Below are 11,490 nucleotides of genomic sequence, written 5' to 3'. Positions count from 1 at the left end.
AGAAAGACCCTTATAGGGTCAGAGCAAACCACCCGTTCTACGGGTGGTTATGATTATAGGTTTGAAAATTTGCAATCATATTCCTTTTATGATATGATGAGTAATGCATAATATACTAGAGAGATTTGGGCACTACGCCCTTCAAGGAGGACATATTTTAAATGAAAGCAACTGTAAATTCTGTTGACCAACATAAGGTAGAAATAACAATTGAAGTGCCTGCTACAGAAGTGGCAAAAGGTATTAAACAAGCATGTCAACGTATTGCATCTCAAGCTAATATTCCTGGTTTCCGTAAAGGTAAAGCACCTCGCCGTATTTTGGAAATGAACTTCGGTAAAGAAGCTATCATGGAAGAAGCATTTGAATTATTAGCGGGAACAAGTTATAACCAGGCTCTTAAAGAAAATGATATCATTCCTGTTACAGATCCAGAAATTGAAAGAATCACATTTGAAGAAGGTAAAGATTTAGTTTTTAAAGCTACTTTGACAAAACAACCAGAAGTAATATTAGGTGATTATAAAGCATTAAAAGCGACTAAACAAGATGCTACTGTTACGGACGAACAAATTCAAGAACAGTTGAAAAATATTGCAGAACAACAGGCTAAAATGGTAGTGGCAGAAGCGGGTGCAACACTTGAACAAGGTGACTTTGCAGTCATTGATTTTGCTGGTACTGTTGATGGCAAACCATTTGATGGTGGTGAAGGAAAATCATATCCATTACAAATTGGATCTGGCAACTTCATCCCTGGCTTTGAAGAACAATTGATTGGAGCTAAAGCTGGTGATGATGTAACTGTTAAAGTGACTTTCCCAGAAGAATATTTTGTTAAAGAATTAGCTGGCAAAGAAGCTCAATTTGAATGTCATGTACATGATATTAAACGTAAAGAGTTACCAGAATTAAATGATGAATTTGCTAAAGAAGCTTCCTCGTATGAAACTATAGCTGATTTAAAAGCGGATCTTCGTAAAAAAATGGAAGAAGATGCAGAACACCGTGCTATTGACGCATATAATGCTGAATTAATTAAACAAGCTGTTGAAAATGCAACTGTGGAAATTCCAGAAGTTATGATAGAACAACGAATCGATCAAATGATTCAAGAATTAGCCATGAACATGGAAGGTCGAGGATTAAAACTCGATGATTATTTGAAATTCTCTAACAAGACCGTTGATGAATTAAGAAAAGAATATGCTGACACTGCAGCAAAAAATGTTCGTACAGATTTAGTATTAGATGCAGTTGCGAAAACTGAAAATATTGAAGTGACTCCTGATGATATGAATCGTGAAATTTTTACTATGGCACAGAATTTCGGCGCAGATCCAAAAGAAGTGTGGGACATTATTACTAAAGAAGGCCGTGTATCTATGTTAGTTGGTTCAGTAGCGCGCAAAAAAGCAGCACGGTTTATTGTAGATAATGCTGAAGGTGCGACTAAATAATAATCTGATAGATATTGATTGAGGTGTAGTTATGTATGTGCCTATTGTAGTAGAACAAAGTGGACGTGGAGAACGGTCCTATGATATTTATTCCCGTCTATTAAAGGATAGAATCATCTTTTTAAGTGGTGAAGTTAATGATACAATGGCAAACAGTATTATTGCTCAATTGTTGTTTTTAGAAGCAGAAGATCCTGATAAAGATATACATTTGTATATTAATAGCCCTGGCGGTGTAGTTACAGCTGGAATGGCTATTTATGATACGATGCAGTATATTAAGCCTGACGTATCTACTACTTGTGTTGGTTCCGCAGCTAGCATGGCAGCCATTTTGTTAACGGCTGGTGCTAAAGGAAAACGTTATGCACTTCCCCATGCCCGTATCATGATTCATCAACCATTAGGTGGTGTTCAAGGTCAGGCGACAGATATTGAAATTCATGCTCGTGAAATTCTTCGCATGAAAGAAGAGTTGAATGGGATATTAGTATTACACACAGGACAGCCAATGGATGTTATTAAACATGATACAGAACGAGATAATTTTATGGATGCGGCAACGGCTGTTTCTTATGGATTGGTTGATAATGTACTAACGCGTCCTGGTGTAGCTAAAGAATAACGGAGGAGCTCTTGAAAAAAGACGAGAAAGAAGTTAGACGTTGCAGTTTTTGTGGACGTACTAGCGAGGAAGTTCGCAAATTAGTAACAGGACCGAACGTATTTATTTGTGATGAATGTATAGAAGTATGCCAACATATCGTTGATGTGGAATTAGAAGAACAAGAACATAACGAATTGGATCTAAAAAAGTTACCTAAACCAAAAGATATAAAAGAATATCTTGATCAATATGTAATTGGTCAAGATGAGGCAAAAATTTCTTTGTCAGTGGCTATTTATAATCACTATAAACGGTTGCAAACTGATAATATGGTAGATGATGTAGAACTACAAAAATCGAATGTTTTATTTATTGGCCCCACTGGGAGTGGTAAAACATTATTAGCACAAACGATTGCTAAGATGTTAGAAGTTCCCTTTGCTATTGCCGATGCAACGAGTTTAACAGAAGCTGGCTATGTAGGTGAAGATGTAGAAAATATCTTGTTAAAACTAATACAAGCAGCAGATTATGATATTGATCGGGCAGAGCGTGGCATTATTTATATCGATGAAATTGATAAAATTGCTCGTAAATCTGAAAATCCATCGATTACGCGTGATGTTTCTGGTGAGGGTGTGCAACAAGCATTATTAAAGATTTTAGAAGGCTCTGTAGCATCTGTACCACCGCAAGGTGGACGAAAGCATCCTAATCAGGAATTAATACAGATTGACACAACTAATATTTTATTCATTTGTGGTGGTGCGTTTGATGGTATGGATAAAGTAATATCGAAACGGACAGCCGTTAAAACATTAGGCTTTGGTGCTGATGTGAAAAAGAAAGAAGAAAAAAATATTTCTGAAATTTTGAAACAAGTTGTGCCAGAAGATTTACAGAAATTTGGCTTAATACCAGAGTTTATTGGTCGTTTGCCTGTTATGGTAACGCTTGATTCATTGGATAGAGATGCTTTGATAAGTATTTTAACAGAACCAAAGAATGCCTTGACTAAGCAATATGAAAAAATGTTATCGTTAGATGGTGTTAAACTTACCTTCGAACGAGAGGCATTAGAAGAAATTGCGGACGAAGCATTAAAACGTAATACAGGTGCCCGTGGTTTACGTGCAATTATTGAAAAAGTAATGAAACATGTTATGTATGAAGCTCCATCTGATAACACTATTAAGGAGTGTATCATTACTAGAGATTCTGTAAAAGGTCTAAGTGAACCAATACTCAAAAAATGAGTCGGACCAAGTATATAACTTGAAAGAATAGGTAAAGAAACTCATTTCGATTATTGGAATGGGTTTCTTTTATTAATAGGTAGGAAAAGGAGGGTTTATGAATTCTATTGATACTGTGATACCATTAGTTCCACTAAGAGGTTTGGTAGTGTATCCAAGTTTAGTGATCCATCTTGATATTGGAAGAGATAAATCAATAAGAGCCGTAGAACAAGCTATGGCGAATGATCGCATATTAGCGGTAACATCACAAAAAGATGATTCGATTGAGAATCCTGTATTATCTGATTTAGCATCTATGGGTGTTATAGTAAAAATCAAACAAATGCTTAGATTACCAGGTGGAGTACTTCGTATTCTCGTAGAAGGTCTTTCACGTATTCATGTTGATAATATTACTTCCATGGACCCCTATTATGAGGTTGCATACCATCAAGTTGATTCTCTTATGGGCGATGATATTGAATTGGAAGCATATCGACGATTGGTGCAATCAAAATTTGCTCTCTGGGCCGATGACTCTAAAACGATTGCAGAGGATGTGGCTACTAATATTTTGAATTTAACAGATCCATCTAATTTGGCAGATCAAGTTTCTTTTTTATTGCCAATAGGTAAGAAACAACATCAAGAATTATTAGATGAACTATCTGTAAGCAGTCGGTTAAATAAAGTCGTTGGTATTTTAAATATAGAATTGCAAATTAATGATTTAGAAAATTCTATTAATAATCGTGTGCGTCAACAAATGGAAAAAGCACAAAAAGAATATTTCCTACGTGAAAAAATTCGTGTTATTCATGATGAGTTAGGTGACAAAGGGGATCCTGACGCAGAAGCAGAAGAGTTACGACAAGAATTAAATAAATTAAATTTAGATACAGATATTCATGATCGAATTGATAAAGAAATCTCTCGTTACAGTCGTATGCCATCTATGATGCCGGAAGCTAATATTTTAAAAAATTATCTTGACTGGGTTCTTTCATTACCGTGGAAAAATTACTCGAAAGATTCGTTAGATATTAAAAAAGCAGAACAGATATTAAATGAAAATCATTTTGGATTGGAGCGTATTAAAAAACGAATTCTAGAATTTTTAGCGGTCCGTAAATTAAATGGTGGACAAGGCGGATCTATTCTCTGCTTAGTAGGTCCACCAGGTGTCGGCAAAACATCATTAGCAGCCTCTATTGCGGAAGCTTTAAATCGCAAATTTGTTAGAGCCTCATTAGGCGGCGTTAGAGATGAAGCTGAAATTCGTGGACATCGACGCACATATATCGGCGCTTTACCAGGGCGCATGATTCAAGGAATTAAACACGCTGGTACTAAAAATCCAGTGTTTTTACTTGATGAGATTGATAAATTAGCATCTGATTATAAGGGAGATCCTTCATCTGCTTTATTAGAAGTGTTAGATCCAGAGCAAAATAAAACATTTAGTGATCATTTTATTGAAATTCCTTTTGATTTTTCTGATGTATTTTGGATTACTACGGCTAATGTTGGAACCAATATTCCACAACCTTTAATGGACCGCATGGAAGTAATCCAATTATCCAGTTATACAGATGAAGAAAAGTTGCAAATTGCTAAGCGGTATTTAGTACCAAAACAAATTAAAGCAAATGGATTAGAATCGTATAAAGTTAAAATTTCGGATGCAGTATTGAAGAAAATTATTAGTGACTATATTCGTGAAGCTGGTGTACGGCGATTAGAAAAAGCAATCGCAAAAGTATGTCGCAAAATAGCCTACAAATTGGTTGAAGCCGATGAGTCAGTTACACCAAAAGTAACAGTTAAAAACTTACACACATATTTAGGAGCACCTATTTATTTAGAAGAAAAACGTGAAAAGGAAGCACAAGTAGGATTAGTATGCGGGCTAGCCTGGACATCAGTAGGTGGTGTTGTACTACCTTGTGAAGCCTCTACTATGGCTGGTAATGGTAAGTTAAGTTTGACAGGTAGCTTGGGAAAAGTTATGCAAGAATCAGGTCAAGCTGCTATGAGTTATATTCGTCATAATGCTAAAAATTTGGGAATTAAAGAAAATTTTTATAAAACTACAGATATTCACGTTCATTTACCAGAAGGGGCTACACCTAAAGATGGACCTTCAGCAGGTATTACGATGACATTAGCGATGATATCAGCTTTGACAGGAAGAAAAGTACGATCTGATATTGCGATGACTGGTGAAATCACATTACGTGGACGTGTATTACCTATTGGTGGATTAAAAGAAAAACTATTGGCTGCATTGGCATATGGCGTAAAAGAAGTTTTAATTCCTTATAATAATACAAAAGATATAGATGAACTACCAGATTCTGTAAAGAATGGTTTGACGATTACCCCTGTTAAAACAATGGAAGATGTATTGGCAAAGGCATTGTTAAAGTGATGAAAAGAAAAAAGAACACTAAAATATGGCAAAAAAAAACTAATTATGTAAGGAAAACATATGAAAACGGGCCAAGGATTATTGCTGCTAAGTATATTGCATCTGCGGTAAGAGAAAACCAATATCCTGAAGGTGATACTATAGAAATCGCCTTTTTAGGAAGGTCGAATGTAGGTAAGTCTTCATTGATTAATTCTTTGTGTAATCATCGAGGATTAGCTCTTGTTAGTGGATCGCCAGGTAAGACGAGAACTATTAATTTTTTTGACGTAGAGTCCAAAGAAATTATTTCTGAAGAGGAAGAGCGTAGATATCATTGGTTTTTAGTAGATTTACCTGGCTATGGATATGCAAAAACTGATAAGACGAATCGAAATATGTGGAGCTCTTTTATAGCGGATTACATACTACATTCTGAACGATTAATGTTATTATGTTTGTTAATCGATGGAAGACATCCTAATTTGCCGATTGATCAAGAGGCATTTCAGTGGTTACAAGATATGAATGTTCCGTTACAAATTGTAGTTACTAAGTCAGATAAACTTAACAACAAAGAACGTTCAAAAAATATATCAATTATTAAGGAATGTTTTCCAACAACAAATCCACCGATTCTATATAGTTCATTGAAACATAGTGGGCGCGAACTATTGCAACAACGAATTAATACAGTACTTTTAGGAGATAAAGAATGAGTGAATCACAACAAGAGGAATTGCTAGAGTCGGTTGCGTTTGATTTGATTCGTGTTGAATCATTTTTAGAAAAGGAATTGACAACTGGCTCTGAAGACTTTAATCGATTAATTGCGCCATTATCTAGTGCAGGAGGCAAACGATTACGAGCACAATTGTGTTTGCTAATTGCTTGTGCAGGACAGTCTGATGAAACAGAACGAATTCAGATTGCCGCAGCTGTTGAAATGTTGCATTTGGCCACATTAATTCATGATGATGTGCTAGACCAAGCAGACATACGTCGTGGAGAAACTACAATTCATTGCAAAAAAGGAAATAAGGTTGCTATTTTAAGTGGAGATTATTTGTTTGCTAAAGCATTTGAAATTGTATCTCGTATGTCTAATATGGAATACTTAAAGATATTTGCACACATTATAACTTGCTTGGTGGAAGGTGAGTTTATGCAAATGGAGGATGTGTATCGTCTAGATCAAGGTATTGATAGATATATGGCAAAAACTCAAAAGAAGACCGCTGATTTTATAGAGGGCTGTATGGAATTGGGGGCCATTCTTGGCAAGTGGAGTGCTAAGGATACAGCAGTATTGAAGAAATATGGTCATGCATTAGGAATGGCGTTTCAAATTACTGATGATATTATGGATTATAGAGAAACAGAAGCTACCACAGGAAAACCAGTGGGTAAAGATTTACGAGAAGGATTGTTAACGTATCCATTATTAAGTATTGTTAATGAGGATACTTACGATTTTTTACATAAAACTATCTGTAATATTCACGATGGAAATGAACGTGATTTAATCCAATACGTCATTAATCATGGAGGAATTGATAATACGTTAGTTGTAGAAAAACAGTATACCAATATGGCTGTTCATGCATTAAAGGAATTGCCTGATTTTTCTGGTAAAACTTTTTTGTATCAAGCCGTTGATGCCTTAGCTACAAGAAAGGTGTAATGATGAAATCATTTGATATACACCAATTTGAGTATCCCCCAAAAAAGCCTTCCATTAATAGCGTATTAGACTATAAAAAAAGATTAGCAACCATTAAAGAAGAACAGTTGAAAAATAAAACTACTAATTCTTCATCAGAGCCAATATATACTGATATTGAAGAAAAAATTATGAATGAAGCTGGAGATATGTCATTAGTAGGACATTTAACCGAATTACGACGACGTTTAATTGTTATGGTCATTGCTATTATTATTGGTGCGGCCATATCATATTACTATGTGGATACTTTGATCGCTATTTTAACAGCACCTGCAGGTAAGTTGTATTATATGAAACCTACTGAAGCTTTTTTTACATATTTAAAGGTTTCATTGGTTGGAGGTATACTTATTGCGATGCCTGTTTTACTGTATGAAATTTGGGCGTTTATCGTCCCAGCACTGACAAAGGGCGAAAAGAAAATTACTAATTTATATATTCCCATTGCACTTATTTTATTTTGTTTAGGAATTATATTTTCTTATTTTTTAGTATTGCCAGCGGCAGTTAAATTTTTTATTGGATTTTCTACTGATGAGTTGTTACCTCTTTTTTCTATTGGACAATATATTGATTTTGTTATTGCTTTTATATTGCCCTTTGGTGTCATCTTTGAGCTTCCCTTAATTGTCATGCTACTAGCACATTTAGGCTTAGTTAGTTCTCGTTTCTTAAAAAGTAAACGAAAACTATTTATTCTTATGGCTTTTATTATTGGTGCAGTTATATCACCAACACCGGATATGTTTTCTCAAACCATGATTGCAATTCCTATGATTTTGTTATATGAGGTTAGTGTATTCATTGTAGGTAAAATAATGAAAAAATAGAGATTTATTGACAATAAATTTATTTCTTTGTTATTATTAATATGGTTAATATGCAGATAGTAAAGACTTTGATAAGGAAAAATAATCAGAATATTTTACAGAGAGTCACAATGTGCTGAAATGTGATAAATAGAATGATTAGGGTAGCCTTGGAGTTAAAATAGTGAAGTTATTGTATTGTCATTTATACCTATGAAATATGTATAGATGTGTACTGATGATAATGCGTAATTATTTTCGGAACTCTCCGTTATAGAGTATAAAGTGATTATAACTATACGCTGAATAGTATTGATATTGTATGACGAGTATTAGTATGTGTTAACATATCTACTATTGTTTATGGTGTTATTTATAATAATATAGGTGGTATCGCGGAAGTAGAGCTCTTTCGTCCTAATGGGCGAGAGGGCTTTTTTTATAAAAATAGTATGATAGATTAGTGCTAACCATGATAGCCACAAAAGAGCAATGATTGTCTGTGAATGATTTTAACTAGCATCGTAAAAGGTGTACTCGTAATTATATATGTAGTGATGATAGGAGTAGTATAACCATGTATCAAAATTTAACAACCTATAACCCTGAAGAAATTGAAAGTAAACTATATGAAGAATGGGAAAGAAAAGGATATTTTCATGAGGAAGTAGATACAGAAAAAAAACCATTTAGTATTGTTTTGCCCCCTCCTAATGTTACAGGCATGTTGCATATGGGGCATGCGTTAGATAATACATTGCAAGATATTTTAATTCGATTTAAACGTATGCAAGGCTATAATGTTTTATGGATGCCAGGTACAGATCATGCTGGTATTGCGACGCAAATTAAAGTTGAAGAAATGCTGGCAAAAGAAGAAGGAAAAACACGTTATGATTTAGGCCGAGAAAAATTTATTGAACGTGTATGGCAGTGGAAAGAAGAATATGGAGATACTATTGTTAAACAGATACGATCATTAGGTGCATCTTGTGACTGGAGTCGTGAGAGATTTACAATGGATGAGCATTGTTCAAAAGCTGTTCGCGAAGTATTTTGTCAACTTTATGAAAAAGGGTTAATTTATCAAGGCGAACGTATTACGAATTGGTGCCCTCGTTGTCATACTGCACTATCTGATGTAGAGGTAGAACATGAAGATGAATCAGGGCATCTATGGTATATAAAATATCCAGTTATTGGAGAAAGCAATCGCTTTGTAACAGTAGCTACAACACGACCAGAAACTATGTTCGGTGATGTGGCTGTCGCAGTTAATCCAGAAGATGATAGATATAAAGATTTGATTGGTAAAAAATTATTATTGCCATTTGTTAATCGTGAAATACCTGTTATTGCAGATGATTATGTAGATTCTTCATTTGGTACAGGGTGTGTAAAAATCACACCAGCTCATGATCCTAACGATTTTGAAATGGGACAACGTCATTCTTTAGAATCAATCATTGTTATGAACTTAGATGGTTCTATGAATGATAAGGCAGGTCAATTTAGTGGCTTATCTCGTGAGAAAGCCCGTATAGCAGTTGTAGACGAATTAACTAATATGGGACTATTAGCCACTATTGAAGATCATAATCATAGTGTCGGACATTGTTCTCGCTGTCATACAACGGTAGAACCATTAACAACAAAACAATGGTTTGTGGCCATGAAATCATTAGCCGAGCCAGCTCTTAAGGTTGTGACAGACAAACATATTGAGTTTGTTCCTGAACGATTTACTAAAACATACACAAATTGGCTAGAATCGATTCGAGATTGGTGTATTTCGCGCCAATTATGGTGGGGACATCGTATTCCTGCATGGTATTGTGATGACTGTGGTGAAACTATTGTTTCTAGAGATGATATTGATGTTTGTCCAAAATGTGGTAGTATTCATATTCATCAAGATCCAGATGTATTAGATACATGGTTTAGTTCTGCTTTATGGCCATTTGCTACTATGGGGTGGCCTGAAGAAACTGCTGAATTAAAACAATGGTATCCAACAAGCGTGCTTGTTACTGGATATGACATAATTTTCTTCTGGGTCGCACGCATGATTTTTCAAGGATTGGAATTTAAAAAAGATATTCCATTTAAACATGTATTTATTCATGGGTTAGTACGCGATAGTCAAGGCCGTAAAATGAGTAAATCCTTGGGTAATGGGATTAATCCACTTGATGTTATTTCTGAATATGGTGCAGATGCATTACGTTTCACACTCGTTACTGGAAATACACCAGGAAATGACATGAGATTTTATATGGAACGTGTGGAAGCAAATAGAAATTTTGCAAATAAAATATGGAACGCTTCTAAGTTTGTTTTGATGAATCTAGATGACTTTGATGAACAGTTTACTCCTAATGATGAAGATTTAACATTAGCTGATAAGTGGATAATTGAAAAGTATAATGAAGCTGTTACTAATATTACATCTAATTTGGATAAGTTCGAGTTAGGTGAGGCGGCTAGCACAGTATATGACTTTATATGGAATACGTATTGTGATTGGTATATCGAGTTAGCTAAACCACGTTTATATAACAAACAAGGAGGTAGAGATCGTCAAACAGTTCAATATTTGCTTGTAACTATTTTACGTCATATGTTGGAACTATTACATCCATTTATGCCATTTGTAACAGAACATATTTGGCAACATTTGCCACATGAAGGTGAAAGTATTGTTATTGCAAAATGGCCTACGGCACTACACTTTAATGAAAATATAGAGGCAGCCAAAACGATGGAAATAGTTATGGATGCTATCAAAGGCATACGAAATATGCGTGCTGAAATGAATGTACCAATGGGAAAACGAAGTGAAGTAATTATATCTATTACTGATGAAAGCTTGCGTAAAACCATTACAGAGCATGATGATTATTTTATTACATTAGCATGGGCAGAAAAAGTCACTATATTAGATAAAGATGCAGTAAAACCTGAAAATGCGACTGTAACAGTTGTAAATGGATTAGAAGCATATTTATTGTTAAAAGATTTAATTGATGCAGATAAAGAAAAATCTCGCATTGTGAAAGATAAAGAATCTGTGAAAAAAGAAATTATGAGGTTAGAGAAAAAACTTAATAATGAAGGCTTTTTATCTAAGGCACCAAAAACTGTTATTGAAGGAGAACGCTTGAAACTAGATGAATACAAGCAAAAAGAACAAGCTTTGTTAGAACGTGAAGCATTTCTAGAAACTTTATAGAGGTAGAT

Annotated in this window: 8 protein-coding genes; all 8 read left to right on the top strand. The window is 34.7% G+C overall.

What is annotated here, in order from left to right; genetic code table 11:
- Positions 1 to 161 precede the first annotated feature (161 nt).
- Complete coding sequence (tig, locus tag P6940_RS02700; protein ID WP_277293124.1) at positions 162 to 1,460, top strand: trigger factor; 1,299 nt, start codon at positions 162 to 164, stop codon at positions 1,458 to 1,460.
- 31 nt (positions 1,461 to 1,491) lie between these two features.
- On the top strand, positions 1,492 to 2,085 hold the full coding sequence (clpP, locus tag P6940_RS02695; RefSeq protein ID WP_277293123.1) for an ATP-dependent Clp endopeptidase proteolytic subunit ClpP: 594 nt from the start codon (positions 1,492 to 1,494) through the stop codon (positions 2,083 to 2,085).
- An 11-nt stretch (positions 2,086 to 2,096) separates the two neighbouring features.
- Positions 2,097 to 3,323, top strand: a complete 1,227-nt coding sequence (clpX, locus tag P6940_RS02690; protein WP_028257157.1) for an ATP-dependent Clp protease ATP-binding subunit ClpX — start codon at positions 2,097 to 2,099, stop codon at positions 3,321 to 3,323.
- Positions 3,324 to 3,420: 97 nt separating this feature from the next.
- Positions 3,421 to 5,736, top strand: a complete 2,316-nt coding sequence (gene lon / locus P6940_RS02685) for an endopeptidase La (protein WP_028257156.1) — start codon at positions 3,421 to 3,423, stop codon at positions 5,734 to 5,736.
- A complete protein-coding gene (gene yihA, locus P6940_RS02680) occupies positions 5,733 to 6,434 on the top strand; it encodes a ribosome biogenesis GTP-binding protein YihA/YsxC (protein ID WP_028257155.1) in 702 nt (233 codons plus the stop codon). The genes lon and yihA overlap by 4 nt, the downstream gene beginning before the upstream one ends.
- Positions 6,431 to 7,399: a polyprenyl synthetase family protein gene (locus P6940_RS02675; RefSeq protein WP_038151872.1), complete on the top strand. Its 969-nt coding sequence runs from the start codon at positions 6,431 to 6,433 to the stop codon at positions 7,397 to 7,399. Before yihA ends, P6940_RS02675 begins: the two co-directional genes overlap by 4 nt.
- 2 nt (positions 7,400 to 7,401) lie before the next feature.
- Positions 7,402 to 8,271: a twin-arginine translocase subunit TatC gene (gene tatC / locus P6940_RS02670; RefSeq protein ID WP_277293122.1), complete on the top strand. Its 870-nt coding sequence runs from the start codon at positions 7,402 to 7,404 to the stop codon at positions 8,269 to 8,271.
- Between the two features lie 550 nt (positions 8,272 to 8,821).
- The gene (locus P6940_RS02665) at positions 8,822 to 11,482 is read left to right on the top strand and encodes a valine--tRNA ligase (RefSeq protein WP_277293128.1); all 2,661 of its coding nucleotides are present in this window, start codon (positions 8,822 to 8,824) and stop codon (positions 11,480 to 11,482) included.
- Positions 11,483 to 11,490 lie beyond the last annotated feature (8 nt).

It is taken from the genome of Veillonella montpellierensis (assembly GCF_947090115.1).
Taxonomy (GTDB): domain Bacteria; phylum Bacillota; class Negativicutes; order Veillonellales; family Veillonellaceae; genus Veillonella; species Veillonella montpellierensis.
This window is presented reverse-complemented; position numbering and strand designations above follow the sequence as displayed.

Bases quoted from the DNA above. Each gene is read 5' to 3' on its own strand.
- lon (WP_028257156.1), top strand. From the start codon at position 3,421: ATGAATTCTATTGATACTGTGATACCATTAGTTCCACTAAGAGGTTTG.
- P6940_RS02675 (WP_038151872.1), top strand. From the start codon at position 6,431: ATGAGTGAATCACAACAAGAGGAATTGCTAGAGTCGGTTGCGTTTGAT.
- tig (WP_277293124.1), top strand. From the start codon at position 162: ATGAAAGCAACTGTAAATTCTGTTGACCAACATAAGGTAGAAATAACA.
- clpP (WP_277293123.1), top strand. From the start codon at position 1,492: ATGTATGTGCCTATTGTAGTAGAACAAAGTGGACGTGGAGAACGGTCC.
- tatC (WP_277293122.1), top strand. From the start codon at position 7,402: ATGAAATCATTTGATATACACCAATTTGAGTATCCCCCAAAAAAGCCT.